The sequence below is a fragment of the Bradyrhizobium sp. SPXBL-02 genome (assembly GCF_051853065.1).
Classification (GTDB): domain Bacteria; phylum Pseudomonadota; class Alphaproteobacteria; order Rhizobiales; family Xanthobacteraceae; genus Bradyrhizobium.
The window spans coordinates 682498-703727 of record NZ_CP182474.1 but is presented as its reverse complement, the minus strand read 5'-3'; the positions used below and the strand labels follow the sequence as shown (position 1 = coordinate 703727).

22 protein-coding genes are annotated in these 21230 nt (G+C 65.1%); 13 read left to right on the top strand and 9 right to left on the bottom strand.

Annotated features, from left to right (window positions below; all coding sequences use genetic code 11):
* Nucleotides 1-50 precede the first annotated feature (50 nt).
* Nucleotides 51-1376, bottom strand: a complete 1326-nt coding sequence (locus tag ACNJYD_RS03270) for a TadE/TadG family type IV pilus assembly protein (protein ID WP_439365342.1) — start codon at nucleotides 1374-1376, stop codon at nucleotides 51-53.
* Between the two features lie 138 nt (nucleotides 1377-1514).
* Between ACNJYD_RS03270 and ACNJYD_RS03265 the strand changes: the two genes are divergently transcribed.
* Nucleotides 1515-1925: a (deoxy)nucleoside triphosphate pyrophosphohydrolase gene (locus ACNJYD_RS03265; RefSeq protein WP_172786525.1), complete on the top strand. Its 411-nt coding sequence runs from the start codon at nucleotides 1515-1517 to the stop codon at nucleotides 1923-1925.
* 116 nt (nucleotides 1926-2041) lie between these two features.
* Here the strand turns inward: ACNJYD_RS03265 and ACNJYD_RS03260 are convergent, their stop codons facing one another.
* Nucleotides 2042-2890 (bottom strand): methyltransferase domain-containing protein, encoded by an 849-nt coding sequence (locus tag ACNJYD_RS03260; RefSeq protein ID WP_439365341.1) that lies wholly within the window; start codon nucleotides 2888-2890, stop codon nucleotides 2042-2044.
* A gap of 64 nt (nucleotides 2891-2954) precedes the next feature.
* On the opposite strand from ACNJYD_RS03260, the gene ACNJYD_RS03255 reads away from it, so the two are divergent.
* From ACNJYD_RS03255 to ACNJYD_RS03240, 4 genes are read left to right on the top strand one after another with little or no spacing between them, the layout of a single operon-like run.
* On the top strand, nucleotides 2955-3764 hold the full coding sequence (locus ACNJYD_RS03255; RefSeq protein ID WP_439365340.1) for a ComF family protein: 810 nt from the start codon (nucleotides 2955-2957) through the stop codon (nucleotides 3762-3764).
* Nucleotides 3765-3799: 35 nt separating this feature from the next.
* Nucleotides 3800-4075, top strand: a complete 276-nt coding sequence (gene grxC, locus ACNJYD_RS03250) for a glutaredoxin 3 (protein WP_172786523.1) — start codon at nucleotides 3800-3802, stop codon at nucleotides 4073-4075.
* Entirely contained in the window at nucleotides 4072-4950 is an 879-nt protein-coding gene (locus ACNJYD_RS03245) for a carbon-nitrogen hydrolase family protein (RefSeq protein ID WP_439365339.1), read from the top strand. The genes grxC and ACNJYD_RS03245 overlap by 4 nt, the downstream gene beginning before the upstream one ends.
* Nucleotides 4947-5429 (top strand): DUF1178 family protein, encoded by a 483-nt coding sequence (locus tag ACNJYD_RS03240; RefSeq protein WP_212258932.1) that lies wholly within the window; start codon nucleotides 4947-4949, stop codon nucleotides 5427-5429. Before ACNJYD_RS03245 ends, ACNJYD_RS03240 begins: the two co-directional genes overlap by 4 nt.
* Here ACNJYD_RS03240 and ACNJYD_RS03235 read toward each other — a convergent pair.
* The 3 genes from ACNJYD_RS03235 to ACNJYD_RS03225 all read right to left on the bottom strand — a co-directional run bounded on the left by ACNJYD_RS03235 (nucleotide 5426) and on the right by ACNJYD_RS03225 (nucleotide 7677).
* Complete coding sequence (locus tag ACNJYD_RS03235) at nucleotides 5426-6325, bottom strand: EamA family transporter (RefSeq protein ID WP_172786520.1); 900 nt, start codon at nucleotides 6323-6325, stop codon at nucleotides 5426-5428. The two genes, ACNJYD_RS03240 and ACNJYD_RS03235, sit on opposite strands and share 4 nt — an antisense overlap.
* A 102-nt stretch (nucleotides 6326-6427) precedes the next feature.
* The gene (gene ubiG, locus ACNJYD_RS03230; protein ID WP_439365338.1) at nucleotides 6428-7195 is read right to left on the bottom strand and encodes a bifunctional 2-polyprenyl-6-hydroxyphenol methylase/3-demethylubiquinol 3-O-methyltransferase UbiG; all 768 of its coding nucleotides are present in this window, start codon (nucleotides 7193-7195) and stop codon (nucleotides 6428-6430) included.
* Nucleotides 7196-7209: 14 nt separating this feature from the next.
* A complete protein-coding gene (locus tag ACNJYD_RS03225) occupies nucleotides 7210-7677 on the bottom strand; it encodes a PH domain-containing protein (RefSeq protein ID WP_212258935.1) in 468 nt (155 codons plus the stop codon).
* A 152-nt stretch (nucleotides 7678-7829) separates the two neighbouring features.
* On the opposite strand from ACNJYD_RS03225, the gene ACNJYD_RS03220 reads away from it, so the two are divergent.
* The 5 genes from ACNJYD_RS03220 (at nucleotide 7830) to ACNJYD_RS03200 (ending at nucleotide 14985) form a co-directional block, all read left to right on the top strand.
* The gene (locus ACNJYD_RS03220) at nucleotides 7830-9086 is read left to right on the top strand and encodes an aspartate kinase (protein ID WP_439365337.1); all 1257 of its coding nucleotides are present in this window, start codon (nucleotides 7830-7832) and stop codon (nucleotides 9084-9086) included.
* A gap of 374 nt (nucleotides 9087-9460) precedes the next feature.
* Nucleotides 9461-11728 carry a phosphoenolpyruvate--protein phosphotransferase gene (gene ptsP / locus ACNJYD_RS03215; RefSeq protein WP_172789746.1) on the top strand — a complete coding sequence of 756 codons (2268 nt, stop codon included), beginning with the start codon at nucleotides 9461-9463 and terminating at the stop codon, nucleotides 11726-11728.
* A 60-nt stretch (nucleotides 11729-11788) separates the two neighbouring features.
* A complete protein-coding gene (gene prfA / locus ACNJYD_RS03210) occupies nucleotides 11789-12874 on the top strand; it encodes a peptide chain release factor 1 (RefSeq protein WP_172788313.1) in 1086 nt (361 codons plus the stop codon).
* Between the two features lie 3 nt (nucleotides 12875-12877).
* The gene (gene prmC / locus ACNJYD_RS03205; protein ID WP_439365336.1) at nucleotides 12878-13759 is read left to right on the top strand and encodes a peptide chain release factor N(5)-glutamine methyltransferase; all 882 of its coding nucleotides are present in this window, start codon (nucleotides 12878-12880) and stop codon (nucleotides 13757-13759) included.
* Nucleotides 13760-14220: 461 nt separating this feature from the next.
* A complete protein-coding gene (locus ACNJYD_RS03200) occupies nucleotides 14221-14985 on the top strand; it encodes a DUF4167 domain-containing protein (RefSeq protein ID WP_172788311.1) in 765 nt (254 codons plus the stop codon).
* Nucleotides 14986-15082: 97 nt separating this feature from the next.
* Here ACNJYD_RS03200 and ACNJYD_RS03195 read toward each other — a convergent pair whose 3' ends face one another.
* Nucleotides 15083-15829 carry a methyltransferase domain-containing protein gene (locus ACNJYD_RS03195; protein WP_439365335.1) on the bottom strand — a complete coding sequence of 249 codons (747 nt, stop codon included), beginning with the start codon at nucleotides 15827-15829 and terminating at the stop codon, nucleotides 15083-15085.
* Nucleotides 15830-15937: 108 nt separating this feature from the next.
* On the opposite strand from ACNJYD_RS03195, the gene gloB reads away from it, so the two are divergent.
* Nucleotides 15938-16705, top strand: a complete 768-nt coding sequence (gene gloB / locus ACNJYD_RS03190; protein ID WP_439365334.1) for a hydroxyacylglutathione hydrolase — start codon at nucleotides 15938-15940, stop codon at nucleotides 16703-16705.
* A gap of 23 nt (nucleotides 16706-16728) precedes the next feature.
* The gene (locus tag ACNJYD_RS03185; protein ID WP_172788308.1) at nucleotides 16729-17151 is read left to right on the top strand and encodes a cupin domain-containing protein; all 423 of its coding nucleotides are present in this window, start codon (nucleotides 16729-16731) and stop codon (nucleotides 17149-17151) included.
* Between the two features lie 7 nt (nucleotides 17152-17158).
* On the opposite strand, the gene yddG is transcribed toward ACNJYD_RS03185, so the two are convergent.
* The 3 genes from yddG to ACNJYD_RS03170 all read right to left on the bottom strand — a co-directional run bounded on the left by yddG (nucleotide 17159) and on the right by ACNJYD_RS03170 (nucleotide 20317).
* Complete coding sequence (gene yddG, locus ACNJYD_RS03180) at nucleotides 17159-18028, bottom strand: aromatic amino acid exporter YddG (RefSeq protein WP_439365333.1); 870 nt, start codon at nucleotides 18026-18028, stop codon at nucleotides 17159-17161.
* 142 nt (nucleotides 18029-18170) lie between these two features.
* The gene (gene phbB / locus ACNJYD_RS03175) at nucleotides 18171-18896 is read right to left on the bottom strand and encodes an acetoacetyl-CoA reductase (RefSeq protein ID WP_172788306.1); all 726 of its coding nucleotides are present in this window, start codon (nucleotides 18894-18896) and stop codon (nucleotides 18171-18173) included.
* Between the two features lie 242 nt (nucleotides 18897-19138).
* A complete protein-coding gene (locus tag ACNJYD_RS03170) occupies nucleotides 19139-20317 on the bottom strand; it encodes an acetyl-CoA C-acetyltransferase (protein ID WP_172788305.1) in 1179 nt (392 codons plus the stop codon).
* 313 nt (nucleotides 20318-20630) lie between these two features.
* Between ACNJYD_RS03170 and phaR the strand changes: the two genes are divergently transcribed.
* Entirely contained in the window at nucleotides 20631-21221 is a 591-nt protein-coding gene (phaR, locus tag ACNJYD_RS03165; RefSeq protein WP_172788304.1) for a polyhydroxyalkanoate synthesis repressor PhaR, read from the top strand.
* The last annotated feature ends 9 nt before the right edge of the window (nucleotides 21222-21230 follow it).

Genomic DNA, 21230 nt, shown 5'->3' with positions numbered 1-21230 from the left:
GGTGTCATTCCGGGGCTCGCGAAGCGAGAACCCGGAATGCGTCCAAGCAATCACCCCGAGATCCTTGCGTCGGCAACCGCCTTCTTGAACAGCGCGTTCATGGCGTCCGAGATGCCCTGCGTCGGGCTGACCTCAAAATACAGGCCCGGCGAAGCGCAGCTCTCCATGTTCTGTGCGATCTGGCTGTTCGGCGACGGGCCATAGGGGCCGGCATTGAACGGGTCGATCCATTTCATGTACCAGGAGTTGGTCGGCAGCGCGAGATAGGTCGTGTACAACACAGCGATCTTGATGCCGCGATCCTTCATCGTCTTGCAAAGTGCAGGGTTGAGCGGTGACTGGCAGCGCGTGCTGCCCGAGAGCGGTTTCAGGCACCCGGTGTTACTCTCGTCGGCGACGCCATCAGACACGAAGAACAGGTATTTGAGCGGACTGGACGAGGTGCCGCTTCCGGGGGAGCTGATCTGGCCGTTGATCGCAGGAAAGACCGCGGTGAATGGGGTATCCTGATCGTTATTCTCGTTCTGGCCGTTCACCGACATCAAGTCGATGTTGCCGGCCGCCGTTTTGGCGCTGGAGAGAGAGGACGACAACGAAAACAGACTGCGCAGACCGAGCGAGCTTGCAGAGCCGCCGAAATCATAGATCGCCATTCTGAACTGGTTTGAATAGGTCTGAGTGGCGTTTGCCGTATCCATCAAGGACTGCGTGGCGCTCCGAAGTACGTCGATCCGGGTGGTCACGCCAAGCTTCTTGGCCAGGTCGTAATAATTGTTCTTGTCGTTGAGGTCGTGGCAGGCGAAAGCGCACTTATCGGACGTGTTGTTGACCATCTTCTGCACGTCGCTCGGCGTCGCGCCGACACCCATCGACGGAGAATTGTCCAGCAGCAGATAGAAATCGATATAGAGCGGCATGCTGGCCGTCGCCTTCGACGTGCCACTCAAGGTCATCGCGGACTTGCCGATCACGCCGAGAAACATGGTGTTCATAGTTGCGGTGAACGAAACCGTCGCAGTGACGGTCGAGCCGGACTTGATCACGGTCGGCGTGAGGCCCGTCAGCGTGTAGCCGGTCAGATTGGCGCGATTGGCATCGAAGATGTTCTGGGCGTCCGTAACGCCGACCGAAATGGAGCCGTCCGCAGTCATGTTGCCGGCGGCCTTGAAGCCGGGCGAGGCCTTGGCGATCGAGCCGACACTGGCCGCATCGGCGGCAGCCTGAAGCTTGGACCGGGTCAGCGTCGCGCGCGAATAATCGATGGCGCAGCCGATCGCACTGATCACCGGAACGCAGGCGAGAGCAAAAATCACCGCGATATTGCCGCGCCGGTCGTGGACGAACCGGCGGAAGAGAACGGAAAGCGCAGTGCGCATGGGTCGGACCTGGTGTGGTTTAAGCGTTCCCACACTAGGAACCGTGGATTAAATATGACTTATGGAGACCTTGGAAACATGGACCGCAACGAGGTTAACAAACCGTTGCGGACGATCATCAGCGAGTGACGACCACGCATGGCCGATCTCAAACTGACACTGGTGGTGGCCTGCGCGCTCGTCGACGCCGACAAACGCGTCCTGATCGCGCAGCGCCCCGAAGGCAAGGCGCTGGCGGGCCTTTGGGAATTCCCCGGCGGCAAGTGCGAACCGGGCGAGCGGCCGGAGCAGAGCCTGATCCGCGAGCTGCATGAGGAGCTCGGCATCGAAGTCGCCGAGCCGTGCCTCGCGCCGTTGACCTTCGCCAGCTACGCTTATGAGACCTTCCATCTCCTGATGCCGCTCTACATCTGCCGGCGTTGGGAGGGAATGGTCACCGCACGCGAAGGCCAGAACCTTGCCTGGGTCCGCGCCAACAAGCTGCGCGACTACCCGATGCCGCCGGCGGATATTCCGCTGATCCCGCATCTGATCGATTTGCTGATGTGATTGCACTGTACCCCGGACGCAGCGCGAAGCGCTGCAGAGCCGGGGCCCCAGGGCGCAGACCGGGTCCTGGCTCTGCGCAGCAGCGTTAGAACGCTGCAGCGCGTCCGGGACACGCGTCACTCCTTCCCGGCCTTCTTCACCGCCTCCGCCAGGCTCGCTTTCGCCGACCCCGGCTTGAGCGGCTGTTGCTGGCTCGCATGCGGCGCCCAGCCAGAGAGCCAGATGATGTCGAACGTCGCGCGGGTGCGGCCGTCGGCATCGGCAAAGCGCTCGGTGTAAATCTCGGCCATCCGCAACAGCGTCGCGCGCCTGCTAGGTGTGCGGCGCCGCTCGATCAGCACATTGGCCGCGCCCATGCGGCGGAGATCCTGCATCAAGGCGAACGCATTGCCATAGCGCACCACGACACGATCGACGTCAGTCACCGGCAAGGCAAAGCCCGCGCGCTGCAGCAGCGCGCCGATATCGCGGAGGTCCGCAAACGGTGCGACACGCGGCGACACGCCGCCCTCGCATTCGGCTTCCGCCGCCGCAAAGGCCTGCCGCAGCTCGGTGAGGCTGTCGCCGCCGATCATCGCGGCAAGCAGCAGGCCGTCCGGCTTCAGCGCCCGCCGGATCTGCGCCAGCACGCCCGGCAGGTCGTTGACGAATTGCAGCGCCAGCGCCGAGACGAGGAGGTCCAGGCTTTCCGGCGCGAAGGGAAGCTTCTCCGCGCCGGCCGCGTCGAGCGCGATGTGCTCGATGGAAGGAAGCCGCGTGCGCAACGCCACCAGGCCCGCGCCGGGCGTCCAGAGGTCGGCGGGAGCGTGAAACTCCCGCATCACCGCCGCCAACCGGTCTGACATGTCCTCGGCAACGCGATCGAGCAGGAAGCTCACGGGACCCTGCGCCTGCGCACGCCGCTGCCGCGCGTGCAGCAAGGCGCGATCGAACAAAGCAGGCGGGGTTTGAGGGGGTTGGGCCATGCCGCTGGTTACGCCGATCTCCACGGTTCTGGCAATCCGCTGCGTACAACGCTAGCCTCCCCACATGGAAGCTAACACCGTCCCTTCCCGTTCCATCGTCGCACCGCTTCGAGCCGCGTGGACGGCCGGCCGCCACGTGCTGGCGCGGGCGGCGCGGCTGGCGCTCGACATCGCGCTGCCGACACAGTGCGTATCCTGCCACGAGCCGGTCGAGGGCGAAGGCGTTTGCGCTTCGTGCTGGGCGCGGCTGTCGTTCATCGAACGGCCCTATTGCCCGCGGCTCGGCATCCCCTTCGTCTATGACCCCGGCCCCGACATGCTGTCGATGGAGGCGATCGCGAGCCCGCCGGCCTACCAGCGGGCGCGCGCGGCGGTGCGCTACGACGACGTCGCGCGCTCGCTGGTGCATGCGCTGAAATACCAGGACCGCACCGATCTGGCGCCTGCCATGGGCCGCTGGATGGCACGCGCGGGTCGCGAGTTGCTGACCGGCGCCGACATGCTGGTGCCCGTGCCCCTGCATTGGCGGCGGGCCTGGCGGCGCCGCTACAACCAGTCCGGAGCCCTCGCCCGTGTGATCGAGCGGCAGAGCGGGGTCAAGGTAGCAGGCGACGTGCTGCGGCGGGTGCGTGCCACCGAGCAGCAGATCGGCCTGTCGCGGGCCCAGCGCGCCACCAATGTGCAGGGCGCATTCCAGGTATCTCCCGACCGGCAGGCCGAGGTCCAGGGCCGCCGCGTTGTCCTGATCGACGATGTCCTGACGTCAGGGGCGACGCTCGATGCCTGCGCGCGAGCCCTGCTCCGCGCCAAGGCGGCCCAGGTCGACGTGCTGGTCTTTGCCCGGGTTGTCGAGAGCGGCCCCCGTCCCATATAATTCAACGAATTCATGACATGAGAGCGCCAGACGAAATGACTGCTGCTGTCGAGATCTACACCCGGCCGGGCTGCGGCTATTGTTCCGCCGCCAAGTCGCTGCTGACCCGCAAGAAGGCGACCTTCACCGAATTCGACGTCGCCAAGAACCCGTCCTGGCGCCAGGAAATGTACGGCCGCGCCGGCCAAGGTTCGACATTCCCGCAGATCTGGATCGGCGGCACCCATGTCGGCGGCTGCGACGACCTCTATGCGCTCGATCGCGAAGGCAAGCTCGATGGCATGCTCGAAAGCGTGAAGGCTACGTCATGAGCGAGAACCGCACGTTCACGGCCGCCATGGTGCAGATGCGCACCGGCCTGATGCCCGGGCCGAGCCTCGAGCAGGCCACGAAGCTGATCCGGCAGGCTGCGGCCAATGGCGCCGATTACGTGCAGACGCCCGAAGTCAGCAACATGATGCAGCTGAACCGCAAGGCGCTGTTCGAGCATCTCCAGAGCGAAGAGGACGACACCTCGCTAAGGGCCTACCGGGCGCTCGCGGCGGAGCTGAAAATTCACCTCCATGTCGGCTCGCTGGCGCTGCGCTTTTCGCCGGAGAAGGCGGTCAACCGCTCCTTCCTGATCGGGCCCGAGGGCAACGTGCTCGCGAGCTACGACAAGATCCACATGTTCGACATCGAGCTGCCGGACGGCGAGAGCTATCGCGAATCCGCCAATTACCAGCCGGGCGAGACCGCGGTGATCTCGGATCTGCCCTGGGGCCGCGTCGGCTTGACGATCTGCTACGACGTGCGCTTCCCTGCGCTGTACCGCGCGCTGGCCGAAAGCGGCGCCTATTTCATCACCGTGCCGTCGGCCTTCACCCGGAAGACCGGGGAAGCGCATTGGCACGTGCTGCTGCGTGCCCGCGCGATCGAGACCGGCTGCTTCATCTTTGCCGCGGCGCAGGCAGGCCTGCACGAGAACAAGCGCGAGACCTATGGTCACTCCCTGATCATCGACCCCTGGGGCGAGATCCTCGCCGAGGGCGACGTCGAGCCGGGCACCATCATGGCCAAGATCGACCCGGCCAAGGTCGAGACCGCGCGCCGGGCGATTCCCTCGCTCCAGCACGGCCGCCGCTTCGGCGTCTCCGATCCCAAGGCGGGGCCGGACCATTTGCACCTCGTGCGGGGATCGACATGATCCGCTACGCGCTACGCTGCGACCGCGACCATGACTTCGAGAGCTGGTTCCAGAGCTCGTCGGCCTATGATTCGCAGGTGAGGCGGAAGCTCGTGACCTGCCCGATCTGCGGCTCAGCCAAGGTCGGCAAGGCCATCATGGCGCCGCGCATCGTCGGCAAGAAGGGGCGCGGGCGCGCCACGCCGCCGCCGGAGCCCGTGGCTGCGACCACGCCCGAGGCTGCGCCGTCAGGGCCGACCTCGTTGCTGATGGCACAGGAGCGCGAGCTGCGCGCCAAGCTTAAGGAGCTGCGCGATCACATCGTCAAGAACGCCGACAATGTCGGCGAGCGCTTTGCGAACGAAGCCCGGGCCATGCATTACGGCGACAAGGAGCACCGCCCGATCTACGGCGAGGCATCGCCCGAAGAAGCGAAGTCGCTGATCGAGGAAGGCATCGAGGTGTCGCCGCTGCCGACCCTGCCGGAAGACCGCAATTAGGCCCCCACCAGCACCGCCACGCCGATCACGATCAGCGCTATGCCAAGAATCTCGCGCCGCGCGATCGGCTGCTTGAACGAGTAGTAGGCGACGGCTTGTGCGAACAGCACCTCGACCAAAGCGAGCGTTCGGACATTGGCGGCGGCCGTCAGCGCGAATGCCAGGAACCAGAATTGCGAGGCGAGGGCGCCCGTGAAGCCCGCCAGCATCGAGGGCTTCCACAGGCCGAGGATCGCCTGCAGCACTTTTGGAGCGCGCCAGAGCAGATAGATCGTCAGCACCAGCGTCTGCACGAACAGGCCGAGCACCAGCGTGATCGACGCCGCGGTCACGAAGGAGACATCCGGCACATTGATGATGGCGCCGCGAAAGCCGACTGCGGAGAGCGCGAAGGCCGCCGCGGCAACGAGGCCGGTGATGGTCGGCTTCAGCTCGGCAAAGCTCTTCTCGCCGCCGGGGCGGAGCGCGGTGATGACGACGCCGATGGTGGCGATCACGATCGCCAGCACCTTCAGCCAGGTCAGGTGGTCGCCGAGGAAGACGAAGCCGAAGATCGCGGTCTGGATCGCCTCGGTCTTCAGGTAGGCCGTCGTCACGACGAAGGAGCGGTCATTCATCGCGAGCAGCATCAGGCCGGTGGCGACGATCTGGCTGAGCGCGCCCAATAGGAGCCACGGCCAGAACACGGTCGGCGGCGCGCTCAGATGATCGCCAGTCGCGAGCAGCACCAACCCCAAGAACAGCAGCGAGAACGGAAAGCCGAACAGGAAGCGGATATTGGTCGCGCCCCAGGTCCCCAGCGGCTTGGTCAACGACCGCTGCATCGCATTGCGCGCGACCTGCCCGAGCGCGGCAATGATGGTGAAGGGAATCCAGAGGCTGGCGATGGTGAACATGGGATGGCGGGCGCGAGGAAGAGACAGTCAACCTGCCGCTTGCGCTCAAGCAGGTCAATCACGCCCACGTCATAGGAGCGATGCTCGCGCCGACCGATAGCCTCACACCATCGCTTCAGCGACCACCATGTAGTTCACGTCCATGTCGGACGACAGAGACCATTTGTCGGCGAAGGGCGAGTAGACGACGCCGGCCTGCTCGGTGATGACGAGACGGTTGTCGAGCAGGTATTTCGTCAGTTCGTCCGGCGTGACGAACTTGTTCCACTCATGCGTGCCGCGCGGCAGCCAGCGCAGCACGTATTCGGCGCCGACGATGGCGAGCGCAAAACTCTTCCAGTTGCGGTTGAGCGTCGAGACCACCATCAGACCGTTCGGCTTCAGCATCGCGGCGCAGCGCTTCAGGAAGACGCCGACGTCGGTGACGTGCTCGACCACTTCCATCGCCAGCACGATGTCGAAGCGCTCGCGCGGGTCGATCTCCTCAACCGTGGTGCAGCGATAGTCGATCGCCAGATGGCTCTTGTCGGCATGCAGCTTCGCCGCCGCGATGTTGCTCACGGAGGGATCGATGCCGATGACCTGCGCTCCGAGGCGCGACAGCGGCTCGCAGAGCAGGCCGGCGCCGCAGCCGATGTCGAGCACGCGCAGGCCGGCCAGGCAGTTCAGGCTTCGTACATTACGCTCGAACTTGCGGCAGGCGGCGTCGCGGATATAGCCGAGCCGCAGCGGGTTGATCCGGTGCAGCGGCGCCATCTTGCCCTTCGGGTCCCACCACTCCGCCGAGAGCTTTGAGAATTTCGCGATCTCGGCGGCGTCGACGGTCGAGCCCGGCTGGGTGGAGAGGGAAGTATTTTGCTGCATGCTCATGGTTGGGCGCGGTCCTACCGCGTGGTGATCGAACTACGGAAAGCGAGCGGCGAGGCGATGGTCTTGATCGTCTCGATCCCCTCGCCGACGCCGCGAATCGTCACGTCGCCGTAGTTGAGAATACGTCCAAGAATGGTCTGGTCGACGTCGACGCTCTCGACCTTGTCCAGCGCCATCTCGAAGGTTCGGCGCTTGATGAAGCCGGTCTTGTGCACGACCCTGAGATTGGTGACGTCGGTCTCGGTGGTGAAGCGATGGAACCAGCCCTTCACGGTCCAATACAGGCCCGCCAGCGCCGCGAGAGCTGCGGCGGCGAGGCAAAGCAGAACGAGCCAGTCGACGGTCGCCTGTCGCGACAGGATGAGCAGGGCCAGCGCCGCGATCCAGGCCACGATGGCCGGAAAGTAGAAGATCCAGTGCGCATTGGTCGAATACAGCACCCGCTCGCCGGGCTGCAGGATCTCGTCGATGTAACGCGCCATGATCTCGGTTAACCCACTACCCCGCCCCGGCCCCCGCAGGAACCCGCTTGCCCCCGGCCCCGTCGCTCTGTATACGCGCGGTCGGTGTCCGCGAGGCACCCGTCCAGTGCGGGCCACCATACTGATCCTTATGAAGGAATGCACGCGTCGTCATGAGCCGCCTCGTGATGAAATTCGGCGGCACGTCCGTCGCCAACATCGAACGTATCCGCAACGTCGCACGCCATGTGAAGCGTGAGGTCGATGCCGGCCACGAAGTGGCCGTGGTCGTCTCGGCGATGGCCGGCAAGACCAACGAGCTGGTCGCCTGGTGCACCGAGGCCTCACCGATGCACGACGCGCGCGAATATGACGCCGTGGTCGCCTCGGGCGAACAGGTGACGTCCGGTCTTCTTGCTATCGTGCTCCAGGGCATGGGCATCCAGGCCCGCTCCTGGCAGGGTTGGCAGATCCCGATCAAGACCAGCGACGCCCATGCCTCGGCCCGGATCGAGGACATCGACGGCGGCGAGATCATCAAGCGCTTCAGGGAGCGCAAGGAGGTCGCGGTCATCGCCGGCTTCCAGGGCATCAACCCCGAGACGGGTCGCATCACCACGCTCGGCCGCGGCGGCTCCGACACCTCGGCCGTGGCGATCGCCGCTGCCGTCAAGGGCGACCGCTGCGACATCTACACCGACGTCGACGGCGTCTACACCACCGACCCGCGAATCGTGCCGAAGGCCAAGAGGCTCGACAAGATCGCGTTCGAGGACATGCTGGAACTGGCCTCGCAGGGCGCCAAAGTGCTCCAGGTCCGCTCGGTGGAACTCGGCATGGTCCACAACATGCCGATCTTCGTCCGCTCGAGCTTCGACAAGCCCGAGGATATCGACCCGCATGCCAACCAGCCGCCCGGCACCCTGATCTGCGGCGAGGAGGAGATCATGGAAAACCACGTCGTCACCGGCATCGCCTTCTCCAAGGACGAGGCTCAGATCTCGGTGCGCCAGATCGAGGACAAGCCCGGCGTTGCGGCCTCGATTTTCGGCCCGCTGGCCGATGCCAACATCAACGTCGACATGATCGTGCAGAATGTTTCCGAGGACGGCAAGACCACCGACCTCACCTTCACCGTGCCGGCCGCGGACTTCACCCGTGCCAAGGACACGATTACCGCCGCCAAGGCCAAGATCGGCTATGCGCGGCTCGATACCGCCACCGACGTCGCCAAGATCTCGGTAATCGGCAGCGGCATGCGCAGCCATGCCGGCGTCGCCGCCCAGGCGTTCTCGGCGCTCGCCCGACGGAACATCAACATCCGGGCCATTACAACCTCCGAGATCAAATTCTCGGTTTTGATCGATACCGCCTATACCGAGCTTGCGGTGCGCACCCTGCACACGCTCTACGGCCTCGACCAAGCCTAAAGCGCGACCCTCGTCGCGCTTCAGATTGCCGTTTGAGCATGGTCTTTCCGGAAAACCGCTTCGCACTTTTCCGGACCAAGCTTAGGCTAATTTTCTCTTAGCGGTCGCAGCAAACGCGAAGGTATACACACCTTCGCGTTTGGCAGGCGTTTTGCTTGGCAAAACAAGCCTCAATTCGCTATACGGCGGACAGGGTGGGCTGCCGCAGACTGTGTCCCAGTTCAGGCGGCGCTGATTCGGTACAAGCGCTAAATTTCCCGTGGATTTTGGGCTTGTGCCTGCGCCGGACAAACAATTTGATTGTTTTTCTGGAATTTTGGTCCAGCCGCCGGCCGATACCGCCGGGCCCGGCAGACGGAGGAGATTGACGGTTCATGCGGAGCGCGTCGGGAGGTCCCCGCGTCTTGTTGAGACGGCTCCGCGAGACCATGGCGGAGCAGGTCTCGGCCCAGGAGCGGCTGGACAAGATCGTGGTGCTGATCGCCGCCAACATGGTGGCCGAAGTGTGCTCGGTCTACGTGCTGCGCATCGACAACACGCTCGAGCTCTACGCCACCGAAGGTCTGAACCGCGAGGCGGTGCACCACACCGTGCTCAGCGCCCATGAGGGCCTGGTCGGCCTCGTCGCCAGCGAGGCGACGCCGCTCAATTTGAGCGATGCGCAGAGCCACCCGGCCTTCTCGTTCCGCCCCGAGACCGGCGAAGAAATCTATCACTCCTTCCTCGGCGTGCCGATCCTGCGCGCCGGTAACACGCTCGGCGTGCTGGTGGTGCAGAACCGCGCCAAGCGCAATTACGTCGAGGAGGAGCTCGAGGCGCTCCAGACCACCGCGATGGTGCTGGCCGAGCTGATCGCCTCGGGCGAATTGTCCGCGCTGGCCCAGCCGGGCCAGGAACCGGCGGCGCGCCATTCGGCGCAGAAAGTCGGCGCCATCCTGTCGGAGGGCATTGCGCTCGGCCATGTCGTGCTGCACGAGCCGCGCGTCGTCATCAAGGACTACATCGCCGAGGACCTGCCGAAGGAAATCAAGCGGCTCGATACCGCGCTCGCCAAGCTGCGTGCCGATCTCGACCGCATGCTGGAGCGCGGCGACGTCGCCGAAGGCGGCGAGCATCGCGAGGTGCTGGAAGCCTACCGCATGTTCGCCAACGACCAGGGCTGGTCGCACAAGCTGCACGAGGCGGTTGCGACCGGCCTGACCGCGGAAGCCGCGGTCGAGCGCGTGCAGTCCGACACCCGCGCGCGCATGCTGCGCTCGACCGACCCGTATTTGCGCGACCGGCTGCACGACCTGGAAGACCTGGGCTACCGCCTGATGCGGCAGCTGGTCGGCCAGGATCACGCACCCTCGCGCGAACAATTGCCCGACAACGCCATCGTCATCGCCCGTGCGATGGGTCCGGCGGCGCTGCTGGACTACGACCGCAAGCGCCTGCGCGGCATCGTGCTGGAGGAAGGCACCGCCAATTCGCACGTTTCGATCGTGGCGCGGGCGCTGGGCATCCCTGCGGTCGGCGAGGTGCCGAACGCGCCCGGCATCGCCGATCCCGGCGATGCCATCATCGTCGACGGCACGTCCGGCTCGATCTATGTGCGCCCGTCGCAGGAGATCGAAGCCGCCTTCGCCGAGCGCGTGCGCTTCCGCGCCCGCCGCCAGGCACAGTACCTAGCGCTGCGCGACCGGCCCTGCGTCACCAGGGACGGCCAGAAGGTCGAGCTGATGATCAACGCAGGTCTTGCCATCGACCTGCCGCATATCGAGGACACCGGCAGCGCCGGCATCGGCCTGTTCCGCACCGAGCTGCAATTCATGGTCGGCCAGAGCCTGCCGCGCACCAGCGACCAGCTCGCGCTCTATCGCACCGTGCTCGATGCCGCCGGACCTAAGCCCGTCACCTTCCGCACGCTCGATATCGGCGGCGACAAGGCGCTGCCCTATATGGAAGCGGTGATCGAGGAAAATCCCGCGCTCGGCTGGCGCGCGATCCGGCTCGGGCTCGATCGTCCCGGCCTGTTGCGCGGCCAGATCCGCGCGCTGCTGCGGGCCGGCGGCGGCCGCGCGCTGCGCATCATGTTCCCGATGATCTCGGAGGTCGCCGAATTCGACTCGGCCAAGGCGCTGGTCGAGCGCGAGCTGACATATCTGCGCCAGCACGGCCACACGCTGCCTGAACGAATCGACATCGGCACCATGGTCGAGGTGCCCGCGCTGCTCTACCAGCTCGACGAGCTCCTGAAGAAAGTCGACTTCATCTCGGTCGGCTCCAACGACCTGTTCCAGTTCCTGTTCGCGGTCGACCGCGGCAATGCCAAGGTGTCCGAGCGCTTCGACACCATGTCGGCGCCGATCCTGCGCGCGCTGCGCGACATCGCACGCCAGGCCCACGCTGCGCAGAAATCGCTCTCCCTCTGCGGCGAGATGGCGTCGAAGCCGATCGGCGCGCTGGCGCTCATTGCGCTGGGCTACCGCTCGCTCTCGCTCTCGGCGACCGCGCTCGGCCCGGTCAAGGCGATGGTGCTCGACCTCGACGCCAAGAAGGCCGAAGCGATGCTGGGCCCTCTGCTGGATGCACCCGCGGGCAGCGTCTCGATCCGCCAGAAGCTGACGGAATTTGCCGAGGCCGAGGGCCTTGCGTTGTAGCGGGCCGATCGCCCGCTTTCCCGCCGCCCTCGCCCCCTTCCGCCCTTTGAGACTGAACCGATGTCGTCACTTCCCGAAGCCAAACTGGACGTCCTGCTCGCGCATCACGCCTCGCTCGAGGCCGAATCGCTCGGGCAGCTCGCCTCCGAGCGCTACGTGCAGATCACGCGCGAGCTCGCCGAGCTCACGCCGCTGATCGAGGCGGTGAAGGCCTATCGCTCCGCCGTCAAGGAGCTCGCCGACACCGAGGCGCTGATCGCCGATCCCGCCACCGATGCCGAGATGCGGAGCATGGCCGAAGCCGAACGCGACGAGCTCGCGCCGAAAATCGAGGAACTGGTCCAGAAGATCCGCGTCGCGCTCCTGCCCAAGGACGCCATGGACGACCGCAACGTCATGCTGGAAATCCGCGCCGGCACCGGCGGCGACGAGGCTTCGTTGTTCGCCGGCGACCTGTTCCGGATGTACGAGCGCTTCGCCAGCTTGCAGGGCTGGAAGGTCGAGGTGATCTCCGCCAGCGAAGGCACGGTCGGCGGCTACAAGGAAATCATCGCCGAGATCCAGGGCCGCGGCGCATTCTCGAAGCTGAAATTCGAATCCGGCGTGCACCGCGTGCAGCGCGTCCCCGACACCGAGACACAGGGACGCATCCACACCTCGGCGGCAACGGTCGCCGTGCTGCCCGAGGTCGAGGACGTCGACGTCGACATCAAGAACGACGACCTGCGCATCGAGACCATGCGCGCAGGGGGCGCTGGTGGCCAGCACGTCAACAAGACCGAATCGGCGATCCGCATCACCCACATCCCGACCGGCATCGTGGTGATGATGCAGGACAGCCGTTCGCAGCACAAGAACCGCGCCTCCGCCATGAACATCCTCCGCTCGCGCATCTATGACGCCGAGCGGCAACGCGTCGAGGCGGCGCGCTCGGCCGAGCGCAAGGAGAAGGTCGGCTCCGGCGATCGCTCCGAGCGCATCCGCACCTACAATTTTCCGCAAGGGCGCGTCACCGATCATCGCATCAACCTCACGCTCTACAAGCTGCCCCAGGTGATCGCGGGTGAAGCGCTCGGCGAATTGATCGACGCACTGACGACGGAGCACCAGGCCGCACAGCTCGCTGCGCAAGGCGCGGCGGCCTGAGGCGTGAGCAACCTCTTCACCGGGCAATCCATCGAGAGCGCGCGGCGCGCGCTGGCTGCGCAACTGAGATCGGCAGGGCTCGACGAAGCCGAGCTCGACGCACGCATCCTGATCAGTGCGGCACTCGGCCTCGACCTCACCGGCCTGATTGCGCAGGCGGCCCGTCCCCTCACCGCGGCCGAAGCATCGCGGCTCGCGCAACATACGCAGCGCCGCATCGCCGGCGAGCCGGTGGCGCGCATTCTCGGGACGCGCGAATTCTGGGGCCTGCCGTTCCGCCTGTCGGAGGCGACCCTGGTGCCGCGCCCCGATACCGAGACCGTGGTCGAGCTTGCGCTCGAAATTCTTCGCGAACGACAGGCCTCTCACCCGCCGCGTATCGCCGACATCGGCACCGGCTCCGGCGCGATCCTGCTCGCGCTGCTGCACGAAATTCCGGATGCGTTCGGCGTCGGTACCGATCTCAGCCAGAACGCGCTCATAACCGCCAGGGACAATGCCGCCGCGCTCGGCCTCGCCGGCCGTGCCGGCTTCGTCGCCTGCTCCTACGCCACCGCGCTCCGTGGCCCGTTCGACCTCATCGTCTCGAACCCGCCCTATATTCCCTCGGCTGAAATTCCGAAATTGAGCGTCGAGGTGCGCGAGCACGACCCGCATTTGGCGCTCGACGGCGGCAACGACGGATATGATGCCTACCGCACCCTGATCCCGCAGGCGAGCGAGCGCCTCGCCCCCGCCGGCGCCCTGGTCGTCGAGGCCGGACAGGGTCAGGCCCAAAATATTGAAACCTTGATGAGGGCCGCCGCGTTGTCATTGGACAGGCCACCCAAGGCAGACCTGGCGGGCATTCCGCGGGCCGTATCGGCCCGAAAAATGCCCCCATAAAAGCCGGATTGGCCCGCAAAAAGCTCTTGGAATATCCCGTAGGAACGACTACGTTCCGGTCAACACATCGGTGCCGGCCCCGTAGACCTACGGGTGAAAGCCGGGCTCTCGGGCGAGAGCTTTACTGATTTACAGGTTCCAAGCCGCAGGTCCTGTTGAGCGCGATTGGCCAGTGAGCTGCGCTGCTCTCCGACCGCAACGTGAACGAAAGCCTGATATTGCGCCTGAAGACTAACGCAAGAAAGCTGGGCTTGTTTCGGCAGGCGAAATGAATGGGTTCGCTGGCGATGAATGCTGGCGGGTGGGGAACGCGTCTTTGTTGAACGCGACGGTCGACGAACATCGGCAGGGTTGGATCCGCTGGCGTGCGGTGCGCGCGAGTCGTGTGAACCGCTGTCACCAGGTCACTCCTAGCAATCAGTAATGCGTGCAACCTTTAGGGCTGGAATTAAAGGCAGGACATGAGAAACGGTCAAAACAAGCAGCGGATGCGCAACCGCAACAACAATAACAACAACAACCGGCGCGGCCAGAACCCGATGACCCGGGTCTACGAGTCCAATGGGCCCGACATCAAGATTCGCGGCACCGCTTCGCACATCGCCGAAAAGTATCTCCAGCTTGCGCGTGACGCGCGCTCCTCCGGCGATCCCGTTGCAGCCGAGAACTACTACCAGCACGCCGAGCATTATTTCCGCCTGATCGCGGCGGCCCAGGAGCAGTTCCGTCAGAACCAGCAGCCGCGCGGCGATGAGCCCGTCGCCAGCAGCGAGGACGGCGACGACGACGGCGAGAATTTCTCGGCCTTCGGCCAGGAGCCCGGCTTCGTCCCGCAGCCTCAGCAGCAGCCGTTCATGCGCGACCGCGACGGCCAGCGCGATCATCACCAGCGTGATCACCAGCCGCGCGACAATCAGCCCTATCAGCGTGACAATCAGCAGCCGCGCGAGCACCGCGAACGCGATCACCGTTCGCAGCCGCAATATCAGCCGCAGCCGCAACCCGCCAACCAGCCGCAGCCCGTCATCGCCGATGCCGGCGGCGTCGACCGTCTGCCCTCCTTCATCACCGGCGCGCAGCCACAGGTGAACGGCGGTCAGGGCGGCTTCGAGGGCGGCGGTGGCGGCGAGCGCTATCCGCGCCGGCGGCGCCGGCCGCATGGCCCGCGCCCGGAGCGTGAGGCCGCTCCAGTCGCTTCCAGCGACGAAGTCGCCTCGGGCGAGTAAGCTTTTCTGACTTTCCGACTTGAATCGCCCCGGCCTCGCCGGGACGATTTGTTTTTGAGGATGTCGGTCCGCTGAATCGGCGAGAGCCGCGAGGCTGCTAGCCGCGCGTCACCGTCGTCGAGGACGGCACCAGCACGGGCTTGGCGAGCGAGGGAATCAGCCGCGCCCGCTCGCGCTTGGCGGGGATCGCGCGGTAGACCTGCTTGGTCGCCTCCACGATGTGGACGCCGGCAAAGGGCAGCGACAGCGCGGCGCCGGCGCGCTCCCACATCTGGGCCGATTTCAGCACCCAGCCGCCGGCGTAGGGCGGCATGAACAGCGCCTCGCCCCAGGCGGTCGGCGTGAACCAGGTCTGGCGGAACAGCTCGGTGATCTGCGAGCGCGAATAGGGCCGGCCGTGACCGAACGGCGTGCTGTCGGTGCGGGTCCACACCCCGCGCCGGTTCGGAATCACCGCGATGACGCGTCCGGACGGCGACAGCACGCGCCACACCTCGCGCAGCAGCGCGGCCGGATCGTCCGACATCTCCACCGCGTGCACCAGGAGAATGCGGTCGATCGCCGCCTCGGGGAGCGGCAGTGAGAATTCGTCCACCAGCGAGGCCAGCGCCGGCCGTCCCGTCGGCCATTTCAGGACACCTTGGGCCGCCGGCATGAAGGCGAGGCAGCGCTCGGCGTCCTCGCGGAACAACCCCAGATAGGGTGTGGGATAGCCGATGCCGAGGACCCGCTGGCCCTCGGCGTTGGGCCAGCGCTGCCTGATGCCGCGATTGATCATTTGCCGCGCCACGATGCCGAGGCGGCGGGAATAGAACTCGCGGAGGTCGACGACGTCGATGGTCATGACAGCAATGTAACATGCGCGAGGGCGCCGCTGCGCGCGGAATATTGCATTGCCTGCGCAACGTTAACGCCATATTTGTCGGACGGGGCTGAGCGCGATGGAGATGACATGGCCGCCGAAATTCGTACTTTCACCTGTTTAAATGACAATTTCGGTTATCTGATCCACGATGTGGAAACCAAAGCGACGGCCTCGATCGACGCGCCGGAGGCCGGCCCGATCCTCAAGGCCCTGGAGCGCGAGGGCTGGCAGCTCACCGACATCCTGATCACCCATCATCATGGCGATCATGTCGGCGGGGTCGCCGAGCTCAAGCAGAAATACAATTGCCGCGTCGTCGCGCCGCACGACCAGACCACGAAGATCGCAAATGTCGACTTGCGCGTCGCCAATGCCGACGTGGTCAAGATCGGCAATCTGCTGGCGCGTGTCGTCGAGACGCCCGGCCATACGCTCGACCACATCTCCTACGTGTTCGACAACGAGAAGACGGTGTTCGCCGCCGACACGCTGTTCTCGATCGGCTGCGGACGCGTGTTCGAGGGCACCTATCCGATGATGTGGGATTCGCTGCTGAAGCTGCGCGCCCTGCCCGACGACTTCAAGCTCTATTGCGGCCACGAATACACGGCCTCCAACGTCAAGTTCGCGCTCACCATCGAGCCCGACAACGCGGCACTGCAGGCGCGCGCTGCGGAGGTGACGAAGCTCCGCGCCGAGAACCAGCCGACCATTCCTTCCCTGCTCGGTGAGGAGAAGCGCGCCAACGTCTTCCTGCGCGCCGACGAACCGGCGGTCGCGGCCAAGCTGCACATGAAGGGCGCGGATCCCGCTGCGGTGTTCGGCGAGCTGCGCGAGCGCAAGAACAAGTCCTGAAGCACACATCCCGACGAGGATCGATGCCGACCGCAGCCGAGATCATCGCACGCCTCGAGCTCCGCCCGCATCCCGAAGGCGGACATTATCGCGAGACGTTTCGCGACCAGAGCACGGACGCCAACGGGCGTTCGCGCTCGACTCTGATCTACTTCCTGCTCGCGCGCGGCGAGCGTTCGCACTGGCATCGCGTCGATGCAGTGGAGACGTGGCACTATTACGCCGGCAGCCCCTTGACGCTGCGCATTGCCCATGACGGCTGCTCGCAGCACGAGGTGCGGCTCGGCACCGACCTGATCGGCGGTGAGCGGCCGCAGGCGATCGTGCCTGCGCTGGCCTGGCAGATGGCGGAAACCACAGGCGAGTGGACGCTGGTCGGCTGCACCGTGGCGCCCGCTTTCGAGTTCGCGGGCTTCGAGCTCGCGCCGCCCAGCTGGGAGCCGTAGCTTCCAATCAGCGCTTCCGCAGCACCATGTCCTTGGCCGCGATCAGGCCGCCCCCGGCAATGAGGATCGCAGCAAGGGCGATGTTGGCGCTGGCCTTGGCGAAGCCGGCAGCGATGAGAAATCCTGTCGAGAGCAGCGGCGTCGCATAGGAGGCCGCGCCGAGCACGCGGATGTCGCCGCGCTTCATGCCGATGTCCCAGGCGTAGAAGGCGGCACCGACCGGGCCGATGCCGAGCGCGATGACCGAGAGCCATTGCAAGCCCGTCTCCGGCCAGACCGTAGTTTCAAGCAGGCCGTGCATCAGCGCGGCCAATATGGCCGTGGCAAGACAGAAGCCCGCGACCGCATCGGTCGGCACCGCTTTCAACCGGCGCGACAGCACCGAATAGGTCGCCCAGACGAACGCCGCGATGAAGGCTGCGATCAATCCCGGCACAGTTCCCGGGGCAAAGCCGGAGGTGTTGCCGGCGAACAGCAGCACGGTGCCGACGAGGCCGAGCACGGCGCCGATGATGTGGTGCGCCGCCAGCCGCTCGCCCGGCAGGAACGACGAGAACAGCACGATCAACAGCGGCCACAGGTAATTCAAGAGGCCGGCTTCCTCCGGAGGGGCGAAGCGCAGCGCGAGGAAATACAACGCGTGATAGCCGAACAGGCCGCCGACGCCGACGACCCAGACGACGAGCGGCTGCTTAAGGCTTTTCGCCGCCTCGCTCCGCCCGATCCAGGTCAGCAGACCGACGAGACCCCCGATCGCAAACGTCATCGCAGCGAGCTGAAACGCCGGGATCTTTCCGGTCGCCACCGTCATCACTGACAGCAGCGACCACATCAGGATCGCGGTCAAGCCGATCAGCGTGGCAGTGCGGGGAGTCATCGGCCCAATGTTTCCGTCATGGCCGGGCTTGTCCCTGCCATCCACGTTTTTCCGTGGCGACGGCTGTTGTAAGGCCGTGGATGCCCGGGACAAGCCCGGGCATGACGGTGTGGACAATATCGGCCAGCGTGATGCGATCGCATCACACCATGTACTGGCCGCCGTTGACTGACAGCGTCGAGCCGGTGATGGCACCGGCTTCATCCGCGGCGAGGAACACGACGGCGCGCGCGATCTCTTCGGGCTCACCGAGACGGCCGATCGGAATCAGCGGCAGGATCGCCTTCTCCAGCACGTCCTTCGGCACCGCCTGCACCATCTCAGTGTTGATGTAACCGGGGCAGATCGCGTTCACGGTCACGCCGCCCTTGGCGTTCTCCAGTGCCAGGGCCTTGGTGAACCCGATCTCGCCGGCTTTCGCCGCGGAATAATTGACCTGACCGAACTGCCCCTTCTGCCCGTTGATCGAGGAAATGTTGATGATGCGGCCGAACTTGCGCCCGCGCATGCCTTCGATCACCTGACGCGACATGTTGAACAGCGAGCCGAGATTGGTGCCGATCACGGCGTTCCATTGCTCGAGGCTCATCTTGTGGAAGGCGCCGTCCTTGGTGATGCCGGCATTGTTGACCAGCACGTCGACCGGGCCGACCTCGGCCTCGACCTTCTTCACGCCTTCGGCGCAGGCGTCGAAACTGCTGACGTCCCATTTGTAGACGGCAATGCCAGTCTCGGCCTTGAATTTCTCCGCCGCCGCATCGTTGCCGGCATAGCTTGCCGCGACCTTGTAGCCGGCCGCCTTCAGCGCCTTGCTGATCGCAGCTCCGATGCCCCGCGTACCACCCGTCACCAGTGCAACACGTGCCATGTCGTATTCCTTCCCTCTTCCTTGGACTCTTCGGACTTTTCTGACGTGATCGTTTTTAGCTAGGGATTATGCGGTTGGTTTGACGGACATCAAGAACAAAACGCCCGGCATCGAGCCGGGCGTTTCTCTTTAGTCGAGGCTTATCGGGTTGCGAAGAATATTTGATTTGCAACCGCTGCCTTTTTAGTCGCGTGCAACGCACGCGCTGACGTGTGCGGCGCACGCGTCAGCTGCGTGTAAGATCAGTCGCGCGCCACACACATGGCGATACCCATGCCGCCGCCGATGCACAGCGTGGCGAGGCCCTTCTTCGAATCGCGCTTCTGCATTTCGTGCAGCAGCGTCACCAGCACGCGTGCGCCGGATGCGCCGACCGGATGACCGATCGCGATCGCACCGCCGTTGACGTTGACCTTGGAAGTGTCCCAGCCGAGGTCCTTGTTGACGGCGCAGGCCTGTGCCGCGAAGGCTTCATTGGCCTCGATCAGATCGAGATCGCCGACGCTCCAGCCGGCCTTCTTCAGCGCGGCGCGCGAGGCCGGGATCGGGCCCGAGCCCATGATCTTCGGATCGACGCCGGCCTGCGCCCAGGACACGATCCGCGCGAGCGGCTTCTTGCCTTCCTTGGCGGCCTGCTTGGCGGTCATCAGCACCACGGCGGCGGCGCCGTCGTTGATGCCCGAGGCCGAGCCCGCGGTCACCGTGCCGTCCTTCTCGAAGGCGGGCTTGAGCTTGGCCATCGCGTCGATCGTTGCGCCATGGCGCGGATATTCGTCGGCGCTGACGACGACGTCACCCTTGCGGGTCTTGATGGTGACGGGAACGATCTCGTCGTTGAACTTGCCGGCCTTCTGCGCGGCCTCGGCCTTCTGCTGCGAGGCGACCGCGAACTCGTCCTGCTGGGCGCGGGTGATCTGCCATTGCCGCGCGACGTTCTCGGCGGTGTTGCCCATGTGGTAGCCGTTGAAGGCATCCCACAGGCCGTCCTTGATCATGGTGTCGACCAGCTCGAGGCCGCCCATCTTGACGCCGCCGCGCAGATGCTGGGCGTGCGGGGCCATGCTCATGGATTCCTGTCCGCCGGCGACCACGATCTCGGAATCGCCGTTGAGCAGCGCCTGATAGCCGAGCGCAACCGTGCGCAGGCCCGAGCCGCAAAGCTGGTTGACGCCCCAGGCCGGACTCTCCACCGGAATGCCGGCGGCGATCGAAGCCTGGCGGGCCGGGTTCTGCCCCTGGGCGGCAGTCAGGATCTGACCCATGATGACTTCGGAGACCCGGCCGGGCTCGATGCCGGCGCGCTCCAGCGCGGCCTTGATGGCAATGGCGCCGAGGTCATGGGCGGGAAGGGTCGCGAACGCTCCGTTGAAGCTTCCGACCGGGGTGCGGGCGGCGCTGACGATGACGACATCGTCTGACATGGGCATCTCCTGGGGCTTGAGGTTCTTGTGATGGGGGCAGGCGGGGCTGGAAAGCGATCGCCAGTCTCGTCAGCCATCCTGTTAACGTCGTTGAGGCATGTCAATCGGCTGGGCACCGAATTCATACCGCAGCGCATTCAAAATAGCGTTCTTGGCGTTTTCGCAAGCACGATCTTGCTCTGCAATTAACCGTGCCGCACAAAACGGTAGCGTGAGCCCTTTGAAAATGCTTATTTTGTTGCGTTGCGTACTCTTCCCGCCCTGCGGCATTGCCCGACAGGTTCCCGTTCTCCGCGTTTGCAAGTGAGAGCCCATGGCGAAATCAGACCAACCCACCACCATCAAGAAATACGCGAACCGCCGGCTCTATAACACCGGAACGAGCACCTATGTGACGCTGGAAGACCTCGCCGCCATGGTCAAGGACGGCGAAGATTTCCTGGTCTATGACGCCAAGACCGGCGACGACATCACCCGCTCCGTGCTCGCGCAGATCATCTTCGAGCAGGAGAACAAGGCCGGCCAGAACCTCTTGCCGACCACCTTCCTTCGCCAGCTGATCCGCTTCTATGGCGACAGCATGCAGATGGTGGTGCCGAAATATCTGGAGCAGTCGATCGCGACCCTGACCCAGGAGCAAGAGAAGTTCCGCAAGCAGATCGCCAATACGCTGTCCGGCACTCCTTTTGCTCCGTTGGAGGAGCAAGTCCGCCGCAACATGGAGCTGTTCCAGCAGACCTTCTCGATGTTCAAGCCGTTCGCTGCGCCCCGCCCGGCGACTACTCCCGAGCCGGAGCCCGATGCGAATGCCGAGGCGCCGAAGGACAGCAACATCGACGAGCTGCGCCAGCAGATGAAGGAAATGCAGGAGCGCCTCGAGCGGATGTCGAAGAAGGACGAATAGTCTTTCATT